This window comes from Streptomyces sp. E-08 (assembly GCF_049913095.1).
Taxonomy (GTDB): Bacteria; Actinomycetota; Actinomycetes; order Streptomycetales; family Streptomycetaceae; genus Streptomyces.
In genome coordinates this window covers 3,666,339-3,684,797 of record NZ_CP183971.1, presented here as the reverse complement: position 1 = coordinate 3,684,797, position 18,459 = coordinate 3,666,339, and the positions used below count along the sequence as shown (strand labels likewise).

General features: G+C 71.7%; 16 protein-coding genes, 1 tRNA gene and 1 pseudogene. 9 read left to right on the top strand and 9 right to left on the bottom strand.

Annotated features, from left to right (window positions below; genetic code table 11):
- Positions 1–4 precede the first annotated feature (4 nt).
- The 3 genes and pseudogenes from ACN9MM_RS16750 to ACN9MM_RS16740 all read right to left on the bottom strand — a co-directional run.
- On the bottom strand, positions 5–433 hold the full coding sequence (locus ACN9MM_RS16750; protein ID WP_426364380.1) for a hypothetical protein: 429 nt from the start codon (positions 431–433) through the stop codon (positions 5–7).
- Between the two features lie 314 nt (positions 434–747).
- The gene (locus ACN9MM_RS16745) at positions 748–912 is read right to left on the bottom strand and encodes a hypothetical protein (RefSeq protein WP_426364379.1); all 165 of its coding nucleotides are present in this window, start codon (positions 910–912) and stop codon (positions 748–750) included.
- A 321-nt stretch (positions 913–1,233) separates the two neighbouring features.
- Positions 1,234–1,356: pseudogene (locus tag ACN9MM_RS16740) on the bottom strand (cold shock domain-containing protein); the annotation flags it as partial.
- A gap of 143 nt (positions 1,357–1,499) precedes the next feature.
- Here ACN9MM_RS16740 and ACN9MM_RS16735 point away from each other — a divergent pair.
- Positions 1,500–2,351, top strand: coding sequence for an MBL fold metallo-hydrolase (locus tag ACN9MM_RS16735; protein WP_426364378.1), 852 nt, complete (start codon positions 1,500–1,502; stop codon positions 2,349–2,351).
- Positions 2,352–2,675: 324 nt separating this feature from the next.
- Here the strand turns inward: ACN9MM_RS16735 and ACN9MM_RS16730 are convergent.
- Positions 2,676–2,748: transfer RNA gene (locus ACN9MM_RS16730), tRNA-Arg, on the bottom strand.
- Between the two features lie 186 nt (positions 2,749–2,934).
- Here ACN9MM_RS16730 and ACN9MM_RS16725 point away from each other — a divergent pair.
- Positions 2,935–3,435, top strand: coding sequence for an AMIN-like domain-containing (lipo)protein (locus tag ACN9MM_RS16725; protein ID WP_383691870.1), 501 nt, complete (start codon positions 2,935–2,937; stop codon positions 3,433–3,435).
- A gap of 89 nt (positions 3,436–3,524) precedes the next feature.
- Positions 3,525–5,141 (top strand): class I adenylate-forming enzyme family protein, encoded by a 1,617-nt coding sequence (locus tag ACN9MM_RS16720; protein WP_426364377.1) that lies wholly within the window; start codon positions 3,525–3,527, stop codon positions 5,139–5,141.
- A gap of 82 nt (positions 5,142–5,223) precedes the next feature.
- Here the strand turns inward: ACN9MM_RS16720 and ACN9MM_RS16715 are convergent, their stop codons facing one another.
- Positions 5,224–6,495 carry a M6 family metalloprotease domain-containing protein gene (locus tag ACN9MM_RS16715; RefSeq protein WP_426364376.1) on the bottom strand — a complete coding sequence of 424 codons (1,272 nt, stop codon included), beginning with the start codon at positions 6,493–6,495 and terminating at the stop codon, positions 5,224–5,226.
- Between the two features lie 308 nt (positions 6,496–6,803).
- Here ACN9MM_RS16715 and ACN9MM_RS16710 point away from each other — a divergent pair, with 308 nt between their 5' ends.
- Together ACN9MM_RS16710 and ACN9MM_RS16705 are read left to right on the top strand one after the other, a co-directional pair.
- On the top strand, positions 6,804–7,469 hold the full coding sequence (locus ACN9MM_RS16710; protein WP_426364375.1) for a TetR/AcrR family transcriptional regulator: 666 nt from the start codon (positions 6,804–6,806) through the stop codon (positions 7,467–7,469).
- 110 nt (positions 7,470–7,579) lie between these two features.
- Positions 7,580–9,109 (top strand): MFS transporter, encoded by a 1,530-nt coding sequence (locus tag ACN9MM_RS16705; RefSeq protein ID WP_426364374.1) that lies wholly within the window; start codon positions 7,580–7,582, stop codon positions 9,107–9,109.
- A 60-nt stretch (positions 9,110–9,169) separates the two neighbouring features.
- On the opposite strand, the gene ACN9MM_RS16700 is transcribed toward ACN9MM_RS16705, so the two are convergent.
- Entirely contained in the window at positions 9,170–9,676 is a 507-nt protein-coding gene (locus ACN9MM_RS16700; protein ID WP_426364373.1) for a MarR family winged helix-turn-helix transcriptional regulator, read from the bottom strand.
- Between the two features lie 114 nt (positions 9,677–9,790).
- On the opposite strand from ACN9MM_RS16700, the gene ACN9MM_RS16695 reads away from it, so the two are divergent.
- The gene (locus ACN9MM_RS16695) at positions 9,791–10,579 is read left to right on the top strand and encodes a dioxygenase (RefSeq protein WP_426364372.1); all 789 of its coding nucleotides are present in this window, start codon (positions 9,791–9,793) and stop codon (positions 10,577–10,579) included.
- 40 nt (positions 10,580–10,619) lie between these two features.
- On the opposite strand, the gene ACN9MM_RS16690 is transcribed toward ACN9MM_RS16695, so the two are convergent.
- Entirely contained in the window at positions 10,620–11,627 is a 1,008-nt protein-coding gene (locus tag ACN9MM_RS16690) for a questin oxidase family protein (protein ID WP_426364371.1), read from the bottom strand.
- Positions 11,628–12,012: 385 nt separating this feature from the next.
- Here ACN9MM_RS16690 and ACN9MM_RS16685 point away from each other — a divergent pair, with 385 nt between their 5' ends.
- Positions 12,013–13,014 (top strand): sigma-70 family RNA polymerase sigma factor, encoded by a 1,002-nt coding sequence (locus ACN9MM_RS16685; protein WP_426364370.1) that lies wholly within the window; start codon positions 12,013–12,015, stop codon positions 13,012–13,014.
- Positions 13,015–13,161: 147 nt separating this feature from the next.
- On the opposite strand, the gene ACN9MM_RS16680 is transcribed toward ACN9MM_RS16685, so the two are convergent.
- On the bottom strand, positions 13,162–14,121 hold the full coding sequence (locus tag ACN9MM_RS16680) for a helix-turn-helix transcriptional regulator (RefSeq protein ID WP_426364369.1): 960 nt from the start codon (positions 14,119–14,121) through the stop codon (positions 13,162–13,164).
- 62 nt (positions 14,122–14,183) lie between these two features.
- Here ACN9MM_RS16680 and ACN9MM_RS16675 point away from each other — a divergent pair, with 62 nt between their 5' ends.
- Entirely contained in the window at positions 14,184–15,710 is a 1,527-nt protein-coding gene (locus ACN9MM_RS16675; protein WP_426364368.1) for an MFS transporter, read from the top strand.
- Between the two features lie 67 nt (positions 15,711–15,777).
- On the opposite strand, the gene ACN9MM_RS16670 is transcribed toward ACN9MM_RS16675, so the two are convergent.
- Positions 15,778–16,986: a hypothetical protein gene (locus ACN9MM_RS16670; RefSeq protein ID WP_426364367.1), complete on the bottom strand. Its 1,209-nt coding sequence runs from the start codon at positions 16,984–16,986 to the stop codon at positions 15,778–15,780.
- Positions 16,987–17,300: 314 nt separating this feature from the next.
- On the opposite strand from ACN9MM_RS16670, the gene ACN9MM_RS16665 reads away from it, so the two are divergent.
- Positions 17,301–18,377 carry a tetratricopeptide repeat-containing glycosyltransferase gene (locus tag ACN9MM_RS16665; protein ID WP_426364366.1) on the top strand — a complete coding sequence of 359 codons (1,077 nt, stop codon included), beginning with the start codon at positions 17,301–17,303 and terminating at the stop codon, positions 18,375–18,377.
- Positions 18,378–18,459 lie beyond the last annotated feature (82 nt).

Here is an 18,459-nt window from a genome sequence, read left to right as displayed (position 1 = left end):
TCTGCTATCGCTCGAGCCGAAAGGTGGCGAGGTCGACGTCCTCCGTCAGCACCTCGCGTTCCGGGGGCAGTGCCTCGCGTTCCGAGGGCACGACTCGGACCACGGCGACCTGGGTGGCCTCGGCCGGTGCGGGAACGATCACGGTGAACGCACCGCGTGCCTCCACGTCCACCCGGGTGATCGGCTCCGCGTGGTCCTCCGGGAAGACCTCGGCGCTCTCCAGGAAGGCTCCGCGCGCGGGCACACGGTCGAGGCGCTGTCCGTCGTCGTCCCGCGTCTCCACGAACTCGCCGGAACCCGTGGGGGTGCCGGTGTCGAAGCCGCTGAGGTCCGTGTCGACCGGCTGCTGGAGGACGAGGCTCACCTCGTCGCCCTCGTACTCGAAGATGAGGCGAAGGGCCGGGGGAGGGGGCGATGGCTGCGGGTTGGTCATGGCGAGGCCTCTTCGGGCGGTGGGATGGGTCCCGCAAGGCCGGCGTGCGCGGCGGCAGGGTGTGGGCCACGAGCCGTACTGGCCCCGTCGGGGACCGGAAGAGAACCGCCGGCCCCGGAGGTGTACCTGCTGATCGGGGCTCACGCCCATCGTATCCCTGGCCGGATTCCAGCGCCCGTCGGCACGGCGACCGGGCGAGGCGAGAACGGGCCGTCGCCCGTGCACGGGCGACGGCCCGTTCTCGCCCCGAACGGCTTGCCGCATCAGTCGAGTTGGCCCGACGGGGCTCACCCCTGCTACCGGTTGATGCAGGATCACGTCGGGGAGCGCGGACCCTCCTCCAGCTCCGCACGCTCCAGGGCTGCGATCGTCCTGCGTCGCCACCGGACGACCACGAGCGATCCGCCCACCGTCGCCGGCACTGCGGCGATCGCGCCACCCCAGACCAAGGCGCCCATGAGGTACCCCGCCGCCTCCATGGCTCTCCCCTCTCGCATACGGCCGCGTCACCGGCTGAGGGCTCGCACGGGGCGGCGGGACCGACGACGTCCGCCGCCTCCACGACACCCGACACGGCTCCGCGGCCATCCTCGACCCTGGACGCCACAGGGCACCGAGGAACGTTCCCAGGTGCCCTGTGCCGCTTGTGCCCCCGGCAGGATTCGAACTTGCGACACCCGCTTCAGGAGTTCGATCCGAGCCTGCTCCGGCGGCTGATGTCGACGGATGCGACGGATGCGGCGGCTGGACTGGGGTGCTGGCGTGCGCCCGTCCAGCGTTGTCGATGTCAGCTGTGGATGTCAGGCACGCCGAGGCGCAATGCTGACCGCGCGGTAGTCGTATCCGTCCTGCTTGAAGCCTGGAGCCTCCCACTTGAGGTCCACCTGTTGTCCGGGCGACAGAGTGCGGAAGCCGGGCGCCTGACCCGACTTCTGGACGCCGGCCATAGCCCGAACGAGTTCGATGCCTACAACGGTTCGACGCGAGTTTTGCGGTTGCCAACAGCCCGGCACGGGGCTGGACTGGTTTATGGACCCTGCGGCGACTCCGCCCAAGGAGAGCACCCATGGCAACCATGGATACGTTCAATCTTTTGCAGCCGTACAAGATCGCCGAGGAGACGTTCGTCATCCCGTGGGCCCTTGAGGCCCCGCCGGTCGGCCACTTTCCGATGAACTCGATGGTGATCCGAGGAGCCGAACCGATCCTCGTGGACACCGGGGCGCGCGCAGTGCGCGCCCAATGGCTGGAGGCAGCCTGGTCCGTCGTGGATCCTCTGGACGTACGGTGGATCTTCCTCACCCACGACGACCGCGACCACGCCGGCAACCTCCTGGCGGTCCTCGCCGAGTGCCCGAACGCGACCCTGCTGACAACGTGGTTCTCCATCGGCCGCATGGCCGAGGAGTGGGAGACCCCCATCAACCGGTGCCGCTTCATGACAGACGGCGACACGATCGACGCGGGCGATCGCACCTTGGTCGCCAAACGACCGCCCCTGTACGACAACCCCACAACCCGCGCTCTCTTCGACCGGAAGACCAACACCCTGTGGGCCGTCGACACCTTCGCCACGAACGTGCCCACCCCCGTGCCCGAAACGGCAGCGCTGTCGCCGGACGAATTCCGTGACGGCCAGTTCTTCGGCGGTCGGCTGGTCTCCCCCTGGGTCGCCCTGCTGGACGCCCAGAAGTTCGGGACGGTCGTCAGCTACTTCCAACACCTGAACGCCGAGGTCATCGCCGGCTGCCACTGCCCTGTCCTCCGCGGCCCCCAGATCTCCGAGGCCTACGACCTTCTCCGACAGCTCCCCGAGATCCCACCGTGGACAGAGTTCACCCAGGCCGACCTGGATCAGTGGATGGCGGTCGCCGAGAGCTCGGTTCCACCGGAGCAGCCGCGGCCGTCGGGGACGTAGGAACGACGATGACGAGCGCCGACGACCGACACGTACACGCCGTCGTCGACAGGGCGGACCTTTCCGGATGCGGCACCAGCTCGGTGGAGCGGATCTTGATGGGAACCCCTACGGGCCATGACCGTCGCCTGCGTCGACCAGGTTTCTGATCTGCGGCAAACGCTGGCCCGGCTCGTACTCGCCCCTCCTGATTTGCTCGGCCGGCTTGTCTGCCAGCCGGACGGACGGTGATCCGGCGCCTTCTGGCACCTAGGTGGCACGGCCGTGATCATGCGAAAGGGCCAGCATCGGGGGAATGTTCCCCTGAGCTGGCCCTTCTTCTTGTGCCCCCGGCAGGATTCGAACCTGCGACACCCGCTTTAGGAGAGCGGTGCTCTATCCCCTGAGCTACGAAGGCGAAGGTGGAGCGGTGTCAGTGTAGCGGGTGGTGTGGGCGGCGTCCGGGGGATATGGCTTCGGTGGGGGCGCCGCGGGGTGGGGTGTTGGTGGGCGTGGACATGACTGACTCGGGGGAATCGTCTCGCCTCCCCGCCCGGCGGGCGCCCTAGGCTGCGGAGCTTTCCGGACCAAGGAATGAGGCCTCATGCGTACGTCCGCTCTCGCCACCCTCGCCGGCTCCGCCGCGCTCGCCGCCACGCTGCTCGGCACCACGTCCGCCGTGGCCGTCGCGCCCGCCCCCGTCTGTGCCCACGTCTGCGTCCTCGGGGTGCGGACCGCCACCCACGACACGTACGACCGTGTCGTCATCGACCTCGGCGAGGGCACCGTCCCCGGGTGGACCACCGGCGAGCAGACCACCCCGCTGTACTGGGGCGAGGAGGGTTCGCAGACCCGGGTGCCGATCCAGGGCGACTCCTACCTGACGGTGACCCTCATGCCGGCCGAGGCCTTCGACGGGAACCACCAGTCCACGTACACCAGTCCCCGGTCGCAGTCCTTCGGCTACCCCAGCCTCAAGGGGCAGGCCCTCGTGTACTCCTTCGAGGACAGCAACACCTTCGGCCTCGCGCTCGGGCCGCACTCCTCCTACAAGGTCTTCAAGCTGACCGCCCCCAACCGGATCGTCATCGACGTCAACCACTGACCGTTCCGTGCCGGGTGGGGTTGACCCTGTTCCGAGGGGCGCATAGCGTCGCCCGGGCGGGCTGAGCGGCCGCTCAGGAGGATGGTGTGGTGGCTGGCGGAGTCGAGCGGCTGACGGCCGACGGGGCGCCCTTCGCCGTCGCGGACGGGGTGTTCGCCGGAGGGCCCCGGACCCTGCGGGAGTTCGCAGAGGTGACCTGGGCCTACGGCGACCGCGTGTTCCTCGTGTCCGAGGACGTCCGCATGACCTACCGGGAGTTCTTCGACGCGGCCTGCGGGCTCGCGCGGCGGTTCACCGGCGCGTACGGGCTGCGGCCGGGGGACCGGGCCGTGGTGGCCATGCGGAACCTGCCCGAGTGGCACGTCGCCTTCTGGGCCGCGCAGCTCGCCGGGCTCGTCGCCGTACCCCTCAACGCCTGGTGGACCGAGGACGAGTTCGCGTACGCGCTCGACGACTGCGCGCCCGGCGTGCTGCTCGTCGACGGGGAGCGGGTCGGGCGGGTGCGGGCGTGGGCCGCACGGAACGGCGTGCCCGGCATCGTCTTCCGGGGCGAGGCCGAGGAGGGCTTCGCCGCGTACGTCGCCGACACCGATCCGGTGCTCGGGCCGCCGCCCGTCGACGTGCTGCCCGAGCACGACGCCACCATCATCTACACCTCCGGCACCACCGGGCGCCCCAAGGGGGCCGTCGCCACGCACCTGGCGCAGGCCGGGGCCGCCATGAACCCCCGCTACTTCGCCGCCGCCGCGGCCCTCGCGCGAGGGGACGTGCCGGGGACGGGGCCCGCGATCGTCTCCCTGACGACGTTCCCGTTCTTCCACGTCGCCGCGTTCACGTCGTTCTACGCCGTGATGGCGGCCGGCGGGACCCTCGTGATGATGCGGAAGTGGGACGCCGGCCGGGCCCTCGCGCTCATCCGCGAGCACGGCGTCACCCACTACGCCGGGGTTCCCACCACCGCACTCCAGCTGCTCGACCTCGCGCGCCGTGCCGGTGACCCGCTCACCAGCCTCACCCTCCTCAGTACCGGAGGCGCCGCCGCCCCGCCCGGGATCGTCGCGGGGATCACCGAGGGGTACGGGGAGCGGATCGAGCCCCGGAACGGCTACGGGCTCACCGAGACCTGCGGGGGCGTCCTGTCCAACGTCGGCGCCGAGTACCGGGCCCATCCCGGGAGCGTCGGGCGGCCCTCGCCCGTCACCGAGGTGCGGATCGACCGGCCCGACGCGGACGGCGTGGGGGAACTGTGGCTGCGCGGTCAGTCGCTGATCCGCGGGTACTGGGGGGACGAGGCCGCCACCCGCGCAGCGTTCGCCCCGGGCGGGTGGTTCAGGACCGGCGACCTCGCCCGCGTCGACGGGGAGGGGCGGGTCAGCGTCGTCGACCGGATCACCGACATGGTGATCCGCGGCGGCGAGAACGTGTACTGCGTCGAGGTCGAGGGCGTGCTGCACGAGCACCCGGACGTCGTCGACGCCGCCGTGCTCGGGGTTCCGCACCCGCTGCTCGGCGAGGAGGTCGTGGCCGTCGTTCGGCTGCGGCCCGGGGCCGACCCGGGCGTCGAGCCGTTGCGGGCGCACGTCGGGGCGCGCCTCGCCGCCTTCAAGGTGCCGGCCAGGATCCTCGTGCGCGAGGCGGAGCTGCCCCGGAACGCGACCGGGAAGATCCTCAAGCGCCGGTTGCGGGACGCCCTCGGCTCCGGGTGATCCTGATCCGGTGCGCCTTCAGTTCTGCGTGATTCTGATCCGGTGCGCCTTCTGTTCCGCGTGATCCTGATCCGGTACGCCCTCAGCGCCGCGTGATCCTGATCCGGTACGCCCCCGTGTCGTCCTCGTCGAGGACGGTGATCCTTATGCCGTTGGCGCGGTCCGTGAAGGTCTCGCCGGGGCCGTACGGGGCGTCCGAGAGCTCCGCGTGGACGTTGGCCCGGCGGGTGCAGCCGCCGCTGGCCCGGTTGCTGTCGGCGACGGTCACCGGGCCGTGGCCGGTGTCGACGTCGGACTCCACCCGGTAGACGAGCACGCCCTGGTCGCAGACGGCCTCGTCGTTGCCGTCGCGGCTGCGGACCTCGACCGCGTATCCGGAGGTGCCGGAGAGCGGGACGAAGGCGAGCTTGGGTCCGCCGGGGACCGCGAGCGGGGTGAGGCTGTAGTCGCCGGTGCCGGGGCCGGAGGCGCAGCTGACCTGGTCGTTGTCGAGCCAGCCCAGCTTCCACTTGTGCCAGCCGAGGAGGTCGTTGTTGGCGCCCCAGTCCTCGGACATGATGTCCCAGTGCCCGACGGTGCCGCCGCCGTCCGCGGTGTAGAGGTCGGGCAGGCCGAAGACGTGGCCGTTCTCGTGCGGCAGGACGCGGTAGCCGGTCTCGCCGAAGCTGCCGGAGCCGTCGTCCTGGCGGCTGTAGACGAAGGACGTGTTGGCGAGCGGCACGCCGTCGGCGTAGGGGGCGTCGTCGTTGCCGGAGAAGGTCACGGACAGGACGGTGTCGAGGGCGGAGGGCCCGGCGTTCGGCGTGACGAGGATGTTGACCAGGTCGTAGGCGCTGAAGTCGACCCGCGCGTCGGCGGCCTTCACGATGTCCTCGACGAGGGAGCGGTAGCCCGGTTCGTACGGTGAGCCGCGCTCGATGCCGTACGCGGAGAAGGCCCGGGGCATCCGTAGCCAGTCGGGTATCGGCGCCTCCGCCTGGTAGTGCAGACGCCCGTACGAGCTGGTGCGGAACCAGTCCGCGGTCTGCGGGAAGAACTCGCGGAAGCGGCCCATGGCCGTGCCGTCCCCGGGGGCGTCCGGGAAGTCGATCATCAGGTTGAGGGCCCTGACGAGGCCCGTGGAGCGGACGTATCCGGGGGCCGTGGGCAGCCCCTCCGACATCTGCACGCCCATCGTCGTGGCGATGCGGCACGGCCCCAGCTGGGCCCCGCTCGGCGCGGCGGCCACGGGGCCCGCCGAGGCCGGGGCGGGCCCGGGCAGGGTGCTGCTCGCCGAGGCGAGCAGGGCGAGGGAGAGGGCCGTGGTCGCCGCCAGGGCGACGGGTCTGCGTATCCGTCGGCGGGGGTGCTGCATGCGTCGCCTCTCCGGTCGGGGCAGGTCGGCGCCGCGACCCGGCCTCGCGGGTCCGCGCTGTGCGATCAGCCTGTGACGCGGGGTCCCGGCGCGCGCGCCGGGTGGCCCGATCGTGGGTATCCCACGGAGCGGGAAGGCGTGTGACGCAGGTCACATAGTGGCTTGAAATAACCGGGGACTCGGTCCCCGTTTACGCCTGTGTCGAACGAAGTGGGGACTCTTTCCCCGGATGGGCCCGGATCCGACCCGGACAGGACCCGGAAGGGGACCCGAACCGGGGCCCCGGATGACTGTGAGGAGGTCGTGGCGTGACCCGTACCGCCGATACCGCGCCCGCCCGTCGCGTACCCCGCCCGCGGGCCGACGCCCTGCGCAACCGCGAGCGGATCGTGGCGACGGCGCGCGAGATGTTCGTCGAGTTCGGACCCCAGGTGCCGTACGACGAGGTCGCCCGCCGGGCCGGCGTCGGGAACGCCACGCTCTACCGGAACTTCCCCGAGCGCGACGACCTGGTCCGCGAGGTCGTCCTCTCGATCATGGCCCGCGTCACCGAGCTCGCCGAGCGGGCCACCGAGGAGGAGGACGACTCCTTCGCCGCCCTCCGCCGCTTCACGCGCGGCGCCGCCGACGAGCGCATCGGAGCCCTGTGCCCGATGCTCGACGGCGCCTTCGACAAGAACCACCCCGACCTGATGGCCGAGCGCGACCGCCTGGAGGAGGCCGTCCAGGGCCTCGTCGACCGGGCGCAGCGCGCCGGCCGGCTCCGCGCCGACGTCGGCGTGGGCGACCTGATGGTGGCGCTCTCCCAGCTGACCCGGCCGCTGCCCGGGTCCGCCTGCGGGGCCTTCGACCGGTTCGTCCACCGCCACCTGCAGCTGTTCCTCGACGGCCTGGAGGCGCCCGCCCGCTCCGAGCTGCCCGGGAAGGCCGCGACCCTGGAGGACCTGAGACGCGACTCCTGCTCCTCGTCGTGAGCACCCCCTTCCAGGGCCCCTGACTTACGTAACAAGCACTTCCTTACGTCCTAACAAGCACTCCCTTACGTCCTTTTTTCGCCAGTACGCGCCAAGAGGTGGCTAGCCCCATGCCCGAAATCCCCGACAAGACCGCGATCCAGGCCGACGCCGGCCGCTGGAAAGCCCTGATCTTCATCGCCCTCGCCCAGCTGATGGTCGTCCTCGACGCGACGATCGTGAACATCGCCCTGCCCTCCGCCCAGCAGGACCTCGGGATCTCGGACGGCAACCGGCAGTGGGTCATCACCGCCTACGCCCTCGCCTTCGGCGGTCTCCTCCTCTTCGGCGGCCGCATCGCCGACATGTGGGGCCGCAAGCGGACCTTCATCACCGGCCTGATCGGCTTCGCCGCCGCCTCCGCCCTCGGCGGGGCCGCGACCGGCGAGGCCATGATGCTCGGTGCCCGCGCGCTCCAGGGCGCCTTCGGCGCACTCCTCGCGCCGGCCGCGCTCTCGCTGCTCGCCGTGACCTTCACCGACGCCAAGGAGCGCGCGAAGGCCTTCGGCATCTACGGCGCGATCGCCGGTGGCGGCGGCGCCGTGGGCCTGATCCTCGGCGGCTTCCTCACCGAGTACCTGAACTGGCGCTGGACGTTCTTCGTCAACATCCCGTTCGCCGTGGTCGCCGCCGTCGGCGCGTACCTCGTCGTCCGCGAGCCCGAGGGCGGCCGCAACCGCTCCGCGCTCGACATCCCCGGCGTGATCCTCTCCACCCTGGGCCTCGTCTCCCTGGTGTACGGCTTCACCCGCGCCGAGTCCGCGGGCTGGAGCGACGCCGGCACGATCGGCCTCTTCGTCGGCTCCGCGGTCCTGCTCCTCGCCTTCGTGCTCACCGAGTCGAAGGTGCGGTCCCCCCTGCTGCCGCTGCGCGTCCTGACCGACCGCAACCGCGGTGGTGTCTACCTGTCGCTGGGCCTCGCCGTCATCGCGATGTTCGGTCTGTTCCTCTTCCTCACGTACTACCTCCAGGTCGTGAAGGGGTACTCGCCGGTCAAGACGGGCTTCGCGTTCCTGCCGATGATCGCGGGCATGATCGTGGGCTCGACCCAGATCGGCACGCGGCTGATGACCCGGGTCCCGCCGCGCCTCCTCATGGCGCCGGGCTTCCTGACCGCGGGCGTCGGCATGCTGCTCCTCACCCAGCTGGAGATCGGCACCTCGTACGCCGGCCTGATCCTGCCCGCGCAGCTGCTCCTCGGCCTGGGCATGGGTACGGCGTTCATGCCGGCCATGTCGCTCGCGACGCTCGGCGTGGACCCGCGGGACGCCGGTGTGGCCTCCGCGATGGTCAACACCTCGCAGCAGGTCGGCGGCGCCATCGGTACGGCCCTGCTGAACACGATCGCCGCCTCGGCGACCACCGCCTACCTGACCGACCACGCCGCCGGCGCGACCACCCCGGCCGCGCAGAAGCTGCTCCAGCTCCAGGGCATGGTCGAGGGGTACGCGGCGGCCATCTGGTGGGCGGTCGGCATCCTGGCCCTCTCGGCCACGATCGCCTTCGTGCTCATCAACACCGGGAAGCCGGGGACCGGACAGGTCGTCGGGTCCGGCGCGGGCGCGGACGACGAGGTGAAGGTGCCGGTCGTCGCGCACTGAGCCGGTCTACCGGTCTACCGGTCTGCCGGTCTGCCGGTCACCTCCTGCCCTGGTTCCGCCTCAGCGGAGCCAGGGCAGGTCCGCGTTCGCGTCCGTGGGTTCGAGGCCCTCGGCCATCACCCGCATGATCGCGCCGAGCTGCTCCACCTGCTCGGGGGAGAGCCGGTCGAACATGGCCTGGCGGACGGCCGCCACGTGCCCGGGGGCGTTCCGACGGAGGACCTCCGCCCCCTCGTCCGTCAGCTGGGCGAACTGGCCGCGCTTGTCGGAGGGGCAGTCCTCGCGCCGTACCCAGCCGTTCTTCTCCAGGCGGGCGATCGCGTGGGAGAGCCGGGAGCGCGTGATCTTGGCGCTCCTGGCCAGCTCGGTCATCCGCAGCCGGCGGCGCGGGGCCTGGGAGAGCTGGACGAGGAGCCCGTAGTAGATGTGCGGCATCCCGGCGTCGCGCTGCAACTGGCGGTCGAGGTGGTCCTCGAGGAGCGTGGTGGCGTGCAGGTACGCGCGCCAGACGTGCTGCTCCTCGTCGGTCAGCCAGCGGGGTTCGGTCATGTCTCCCATGGTTCCCATCGTACGACTCGTTCTTGAAAGTTGAACTATGTGGCGTTACCGTGTGAACAGTTAGCTTGAAGTTTCAAGGACTAGTTCCAAGGACTAGCTCCAAGGACCGGGAAGGTCGACGCCATGGACGCCACTCTCGAACGGATGCCGGCCCTCTACCTGTCCCACGGAGCCCCGCCGCTCGCCGACGACCCGGTCTGGCCCGGCGAGCTCGCCGCCTGGGCCGCGGGCCTGCCGCGCCCCAAGGCGATCCTCATGGTCTCCGCCCACTGGGAGGAGGCCCCGCTCGCGCTCGGTGCCACCGAGACCGTCCCCCTCGTCTACGACTTCTGGGGCTTCCCCGAGCACTACTACCGCGTCCAGTACGCGGCCCCCGGCGCCCCGCAGCTCGCCGAGTCCGTCCGCAAGCTGCTCCGCGCCCCCGGAACGCCCGTGCAGGACATCCCCGACCGGGGCCTCGACCACGGCGCGTACGTGCCGCTCGTCGAGATGTTCTCCGGCGCCGACATTCCCGTCCTCCAGATCTCCATGCCCACCCTCGACCCGCGCCGGCTCATGGACATCGGGCGCAGGCTCGCCCCGCTGCGCGACGAGGGTGTCCTGATCGTCGGCAGCGGCTTCTTCACCCACAACCTCGCCGCCCTCCGCCACACCGGCCCCGGCGTCCCCGGCTGGTCCGCCGAGTTCGACGCCTGGGGCAGCGAGGCGCTCGCCGCGCGCGACGTCGACGCCCTCCTGGACTTCGAGCACAAGTCCCCGGCCGGCCGCCTCGCCCACCCCCGTACCGAACACTTCGCCCCGCTCTTCGTCACCATGGGCGCGGCGGACGCGGCCGGCGACCTCGACGCGGAACGGTCCGTGATCGACGGCTTCTGGATGGGGCTCGCCAAGCGGTCCGTCCAGTTCGGCTGACGGCTACAGCAGGGGCGGATTGAGCTCGATCGAGTGACGGCTACAGCAGGGGCGGATTGAGCTCGATCGAGCGGACCGCGGCGGCCAGCGCGAGTGGGTCGCCCACGTCGAGCGCCGTGTCCGTGAACTTGATCGTGTGGTCGTCGCCGTGCGCCGCCGCCCGCTCGAAGACCTCCTCCGGGGTGAGGCCGGTCCGGGCGTACGGGGCGGCCTCGCGCGGCGTGTAGGCCGCCGTCACCGCGGCCGCCGCCGCCCAGGCCGCCGCCACGCTCGGCGCCCACAGCTCGCGGGGGAGCGCGGGCAGGGTCCGCAGGACCGCGTTCGGCGCGGTCGCCGCGTGCACCAGCATGATCGGCTCGCCGTGGCCGTGGGAGGCGTACCGGTGCGTCGCCGCCGTCACCAGCTCGGTGAGCAGCTCCTTCGCCGTCCCGGGATCCGGCGCCTCGCCCCACACGGGGAACGCCGTCAGCTGCGCGAGCCGGGTCCGGATCCCGCCGTCCTGCTCCGGAACCGGTGGTACGGCGTCCAGCGCGGCCGCGGCCGTCGGCGCGACGGCCAGCGGGGCGAGCGGCGGCAGAGGCAGGTGGCGGGCCGCCCAGTAGCCGAGGGCGTGCGCCAGCTCCGCGCGGCGCGGCGCCGTCTCCTCCGTCGTGAGCAGGGTCCGTACGGCGTGACCCGTGCGGATCACCGGATGCGTCGCCCCGCCCGCGATGCCGGGCAGCAGCCGGGGCCACCACTCGGCCAGGACGTCCCGCCAGGGCCGGTCGGCCAGCTCGCGGGAGAAGAAGCGGGTCCAGTCGGTGATCCGGGCCGGGTCGCCGAGCGCCTCCCGCCAGGTGCCCGCCGTGACCGGGAGGTGCGCGGGCGGCAGCTCCTCCAGCTTGGGCGCGTAGTGGTCGAGCCAGCGGTGCACGGCCGGGGCCTGGCCGTGGCGGACCAGTGCCTCCACGGCCATGGGGGCGTGGTTGGTGAGCCAGCCGTTGCGCTCGGGCCCCGTGGTGTGGAGCCGTTCGAGGGCCTCGTCGAGGGTGCCGGTGGTGTCGGTCATGGGAGCGACGCTAGGTGCGGGGGGTGCCGGGGCGGAACGGCCTCGGGACCTAGGCCCCAGGGCGGAGGCGAGGTCGTCCACGCGGGAGGCAACCGTGACCCGTGTGACGGCGTCTGAAGGGATGGCGCCGCATGTGATCGCGGTCTCACCGACAGCGTGGTCGTGTGCGCCCGCGAGGGGCGCCGTTTCACCCTCCGTGCCCGGTCTGACCTGCACCTCCATGGGTTCCTGCGGCGTGCCCGCGGGGGCGGCGGCCGCGCAGGATACTGCATGATCGCGAAAATCCATGTGCCGGGTGGGAATTCTGTCCTGATTCCAGTCGTTGTTTCCGTCGGATGCAGGGCACCCGGAAGGGTGTCGCGACCTACTCAGCAAGGGAGCACGCATGGCAACCCGTGCCGTCGCCCGTCGTCAGACCTCCGCCCAGAGCGGGGCCGCACGGGCAAGCAGCGTTCGCGCCGTGGGCGGGGAGATCGCCGACCGCGACCTGGTCGGCATGTACCTCGACGAGATCGCGCGCACCCCCCTGCTCGACGCCGCCAAGGAGGTCGAGCTCTCCCAGACGATCGAGGCGGGCGTCTACGCCCAGCAGATACTCGATCAGGAGGTGGAGAGCGACGGGGGCGGGGCGACCCGTGAGGAGCTCGAAGCACTGGTCGCCGAGGGCGAGCGTGCCAAGGACCTCTTCATCAAGTCCAACCTGCGGCTGGTCGTGGCCGTCGCCCGGCGCTACCCGCGCAGCGGGCTGCCGCTGCTCGACCTGATCCAGGAGGGGAACGCGGGCCTGGTGCGCGCGGTCGAGAAGTTCGACTACGCGAAGGGCTTCAAGTTCTCCACGTACGCCACGTGGTGGATCCGCCAGGCCATCACCCGGTCGATCGCCGACCAGTCCCGGACCATCCGGCTCCCCGTCCACCTCGTGGAGGAGCTCGGCCGGATCCGCCGGGTCCAGCGCGAGTTCAACCGGGAGAACGGCCGGGAGCCGGAGCCGGCGGAGATCGCGGCCGAGCTGGACACGAAGCCCGAGCGCGTCGTGGACGTGCTCGACTGGGCGCGTGACCCGGTCTCGCTGAACATGTCGGTGGACGACGAGGGCGAGACGCAGTTCGGCGACCTCCTGGAGGACACGTCGGCGATCTCGCCCGAGCAGTCGGTCCTGACCCTGCTGCGCAGCGAGGAGCTCGACGACCTGATCGACAAGCTCGACCACCGGACGGCCTCGATCATCCGCATGCGGTACGGGATCGAGGACGGGCGCGAGCGGACGCTGACGGAGGTCGGGAAGCAGCACGGGCTGACGCGCGAGCGGATCCGCCAGATCGAGAAGCACGCGCTGCTGGAACTGAAGAAGATGGCGCACGACACGGGCTTCGACGCGGTGGCCTAGAGCGGCCCGCAACCTCTGGGGGCCTGCACCAGCCCACCGCTGGTGCAGGCGCCACCCCGGTCACGGGGTGGGCGCCGCCCCGGCGGAACGACGGCCCCACGGGGTGGGCGCCGCCTCGGTGGGGCCGCTGACCTCGGCAGGGTACGTTCACGGCTTCGTGGCGTTGGCCAGGCGTGCCGACAGGTCCCGCATGTACGTCACCAGCGGCTCCGGCCCGTGGACCGTGAAGGCGACGTCCATCAGGGCCAGCCGCAGGGCCAGCCATTCCACCGAGTCGGCGACGCGGGCCCGCAGCCGGCAGTGGGCCGGGCCGGTCGCGACCGGCACGAGGTGGGACGGGAGGCGGGCCACGACGAACTCGGCCGGCGCCGCGAAGGACACGTCGAGGTCGACCTCGCCCTGGGTGCGCGCCATCGACCGGGCCATGTACGTGGCGGCGTCGCCCGACGGCAGCTCCCGTGGCGTGAAGCGCGCGCCCGTCGGGAAGGGCTCGCTCACCCGGTCCACCCGGAAGGTCCGCCAGTCCTCGCGACCGAGGTCGTACGCGACGAGGTACCAGCGTCGCCCCGTCGACACCAGCCGGTACGGCTCCACCAGCCGTTTCGACTCCGTGCCGTCCCCGGCCCGGTAGCCGAACCGCAGCCGCTCGTGCCCGGTCACCGCGCCCGCGAGCGCGGTGAGCGTGGCGGGGGTGACGGTGGCGCCGTCGCCCCGGGTCAGCGGGATCGTGGCGTTCTGGAGGGTGGAGACCCGGTGCCGGAGCCGCGCGGGCAGCACCTGCTCCAGCTTGGCCAGGGCCCGTACGGACGCCTCCTCGACGCCCTCGATGGCGTGCCCGGCCCCGGCGCGCAGGCCGACGGCGATCGCGACGGCCTCCTCGTCGTCGAGGAGCAGCGGCGGCATCGCCGTACCGGCGACGAGGCGGTAGCCGCCGACGGCGCCCATGGTCGCCTCGACGGGGTAGCCGAGGTCACGGAGCCGGTCGATGTCGCGGCGGATGGTGCGCGGGGAGACCGAGAGCCGCTCGGCGAGTTCGCTTCCGGGCCACTCGCGCGGTGTCTGGAGGAGCGAGAGCAGATTCAGGAGTCGTGCCGGGGTGTCCGTCATGTCTTCCAGGATGGGGCCCATCTAGGACATGACCTGACCTACATGACTCTTATCTTCTTCGTATGAGTTCACACGACGCCGCCACCGAAGCTGCAGCGGCCAGCGACAAGAGGCGCTGGATCGCCCTTGCCATCGTCATGACCGCCGCCTTCATGGACCTGGTCGACGCCACGATCGTCAACATCGCGATCCCCAGCATCGAGAAGGACCTCGGCGCCTCGTTCGGGGCCATCCAGTGGATCACCGCCGGGTACGCGCTCGCGTTCGCCGCCGGTCTGATCACCGGCGGGCGGCTCGGGGACATCTACGGCCGCAAGCGGCTCTTCCTCCTCGGCACGGCCGGCTTCACCCTCGCCTCGGCGCTCTGCGGCTTCGCGGCCAACCAGGAGATGCTGGTCGGCTCCCGTCTGCTCCAGGGTGCGGCGGCCGCGATGATGGTCCCGCAGGTCCTGTCGATCATCCACGTCACCTTCCCGGCGCACGAGCGCGGCAAGGTCTTCGGCATGTTCGGCGCGATCATCGGCCTCGGTGCGGTGTCGGGCCCGCTGCTCGGCGCGCTGCTCACCCAGTGGAACATCGCGGGCCTGGAGTGGCGCCCGATCTTCCTGATCAACCTGCCGGTCGGCGTCGCCGCCCTGATCCTGGGCCGGAAGTTCATCACCGAGTCGAAGGCGCCGAAGGCGCTCAAGCTCGACCTGGTCGGCGTGCTCCTGGTGACGGCGGCGCTGCTCATGCTGGTCTACCCGCTGACGCGCGGGCGTGAGCTGGACTGGCCGCTGTGGGGCCACCTGATGATGGCCGGCAGCCTGCTCGTCTTCGGCGCGCTCGTGGCGTACGAGAAGTACAAGACGAAGAAGGACGGCTCGCCGCTCGTCGAGCTGTCGCTGTTCAAGGTGAAGAGCTTCGCGGCCGGTATCGCCGTGCAGCTGACGTTCGGTGTCGTCCTCGGCATCTTCTTCCTGGTCTGGACGCTCTACATGCAGATCGGGCTCGGCTGGACCCCGCTGCACGCGGGCCTGACCGGGGTGCCGTTCTCGATCGCGGTCTCGGTGGCGGCCGGCATGTCCGTGCAGAAGCTGGTGCCGCGCTTCGGCCGGAAGGTGCTCCAGGCGGGCGCGCTGACGATGATCGCGGGCGTCCTGCTCTACCTCTTCGAGGCCGGGCGGTACGGGACCGGGATCCACTCCTGGCAGATGATCCCGCCGCTGGTGGTCATGGGTCTGGGCATGGGCCTGATCGTGGCGCCGCTGACGGACGCGGTGCTCTCCGAGGTGCCGAAGGAGCACGCCGGCTCGGCCTCGGGCCTGATCAACACGACCGGGCAGATGGGCAACGCGCTCGGACTCGGCCTGGTGTCGGTGGTCTTCTTCGGGACGATCGACGACGAGAAGCTCGCCAAGGCGCCGACCGAGGTGGGGGCGGCGTTCACGGACGCCTTCCAGAACTCGCTGGGCTGGGCGGCGGGCGTGCTCGCCCTGATCTTCCTGGTGATGTTCGCGCTGCCGGCCAAGCCGAAGCAGCACCTGGAGGGCGGCGACGACGCCGACGAGGCCGTGACGGTCGAGAAGGAGCCGGTGCTCACGCACTGAGCGCGAGGGACGTGAAGAGGGGCGGTGCGCATGACGCGCACCGCCCCTCAGCCGTGTCTCCTGTCGGTCAGGGGCGCTTCAGGCCCGGGATGAGGTTGCGCGCGGTGCCGGGAGGCAGGGCGCGCTTGAAGTTGCCGGAGCGCAGCGCCGCCGGGGTGGGTGTCGTCTGCTGGCTCCAGGCTTGGTTCCAGATGAAGTTGCCGCCGTTGGTCTGGCCGACTGTCTGCCACACCTGCCCGTTCACGGTCACGATCTTGACGAGGGCCGTGTTGCCCTGGTTGTCGTAGGAGACACCGCAGGCGTTGCCGGGGAAGTTCGGGTTCGCCGGATCGGTAGCGGTAGCCGTGGCGTTGGTGAGGTCCTGCCAGGTGATGATTCCGCCCGCCGAGGGCGCCCTTCCGACATAGACCCGGCCACCGGTCAGCACCGCCTGCTCGTCCTCGGTGCTGGAGGGGGCGTAGAGGTCGATGTCGGAGCACGGACCGGTGGCACCTGTCGCGCCGGTGGCGCCGGTGGCGCCGGTGGCGCCGGTGGCGCCGGTGGCGCCGGTGGCACCCGTGGCTCCGGTGGCGCCCGTGGGTCCGGTGGGTCCGGTGGGTCCGGTGGGACCCGTGTCACCGGTTGCTCCGGTCGCGCCCGTCGCCCCGGTGGCTCCCGTGGGGCCGGTCGGGCCGGTGGGGCCCGTGTCGCCGGTGGCGCCCGTCGCGCCGGTGGCCCCGGTCGCGCCGGTCTCACCCGTGGCTCCCGTCGCGCCGGTGGCGCCCGTCGGGCCCGTCGGCCCGGTCGGTCCGGTGTCACCCGTCGCACCCGTCGGGCCCGTCGGTCCGGTCGGGCCCGTCGGGCCCGTGGGGCCGACCTGGCAGTCGTCGTCGCCCCCTCCTCCTCGCAGCGCCGCCGCCGTCACGGCGCGCGGTGCCTGGCCCTCCACCAGCGGCTGGATCTGGCGGTTCAGGAAGGCCGCGAGGTCACCGTGCGGGCCGTCCTGCTCCCAGGGGGGCGGGCCGTCCTCCTGGCCCGGCGGCGGGCCGTCCTGCTCCCACGGGGGAGGACCGTCCTCGTGGTGTCCGCCCTGGTGGTGCGGGGGTCGCTCCTCGCAGTGGCCTCCCGGCGGGGGGCCCGCCAGCGTCGAAGCGGAGGTCTGTCCGAACGAGGCCACCGCCGGCGAGGCGAAGCCCGTGAGGACGAGGGCGACCGAGGCGATGGCTCCGCTGCAGATCCATCCGCGGCGTCGGGGCAGCGGGCCGAGCGGGGACCTGGTCCTGGCGTCAGGACGCATGCATGCTCCTTCCTCCACCGGCAACGAGGCCGGTGTGAGCGCGATCGAGAGGGGAACGGATTTCCGCTCCCCTGGTCGGATCATCGGATCGCGCGTGCAAAGTCTTGACCGATTTCGGGCGCTCTCAGCGCCATGGCCTAACACGGATAGCCGAATGGATGCGTACGCGACGGCGAATTTCGAACGGCCCGTCGGCGCGCCGACGCGGCACCGCCGGAAGCGGCCCATAGGGTCACCCACCCCATCGGCCCCCGGGCGCTCCCCCGCCCCCCACCGGAAGTGGTGTTGCCGTGCGTCCGTCCATCTGCTTGTGCATGATCGTCAAGAACGAGGCCGCGGTGATCGAGCGCTGCCTCGCCTCCGTCCGCGGTCTCGTCGACACCTGGGTCATCTCCGACACCGGTTCCACCGACGGCACCCAGGACCTGATCCGCAAGGCCCTCGACGGCATCCCCGGAGAGCTCCACGAGGAACCGTGGGTGAACTTCGGCCACAACCGCAGCCTGAACATCGCGCACGCCCGCGGCCGTGCCGACTACCTGTTGCTCCTCGACGCCGACCACGTCCTGCGGCAGGACTCCCCGCTGCCGTCCGCGGGCGGCCCGCTCGCCGACGCGTACATGATCCGCCACCAGGGGACCGTCGAGTACCGCATCAAACGCCTGGTCAGAGGCGATCTGCCGTGGCGGTACGAGGGCGTCACCCACGAGTACCTGACGGCCGACCGTGACCACGTCCAGGAGAACCTGGACGCGCTCGTCATCGAGGACCATGCCGACGGCGGCTCGCGGCACGACAAGTTCGAGCGCGACGCCCGCCTCCTGAGCGCCGAGCTCGACCGGGACCCGACGAACCACCGCACGGTCTTCTACCTGGCGCAGACCCTCCGGGACATGGGCCGCAGGGACGAGGCCGTCGCCCTCTACGAGCGGCGCGCGGCCATGGGCGGCTGGGGCGAGGAGGTCTACTTCTCGCTGCTCCAGTCGGGTGTCCTCCGCGCCGACGCCGGTGACTGGCCGGCGGGCATGGACGCCCTCTCGCGGGCCTGGGAGTCGAGGCCGGGGCGTCTTGAGGCCTGTTACGAGCTGGTGGCGCGGCTCCGGAAGGCGCGGCGCCACGAGACCGCCCACGCGATCGTGTCCGCCGTCGTGGACCGGGAGATGCCGGACGACGTGCTGTTCACCCAGCCGTGGGTGTACCGGTGGGGGCTGCTCTTCGAGTACTCGATCACCGCGTACTGGGTGGGGGACCACGCCGCCGCGCTCGCCGCCTGCGACCGGCTGCTCGCGCTGCCGGACCTCCCGGAGAGCTACCGCGAACAGACCCGCGCCAACCGGGCGTTCGCCGTCGAGCGGCTGGCCGAGGCCGCGGCCCCCGCTCTCGCCCGCTGACGGCGGCGGTGGGTCGCGGCGCCCTTCGGAGGCGGCCGGGCCACGCCTCGGCGAAGCCCGGCCCGGACCCTGCCGGGCCCCC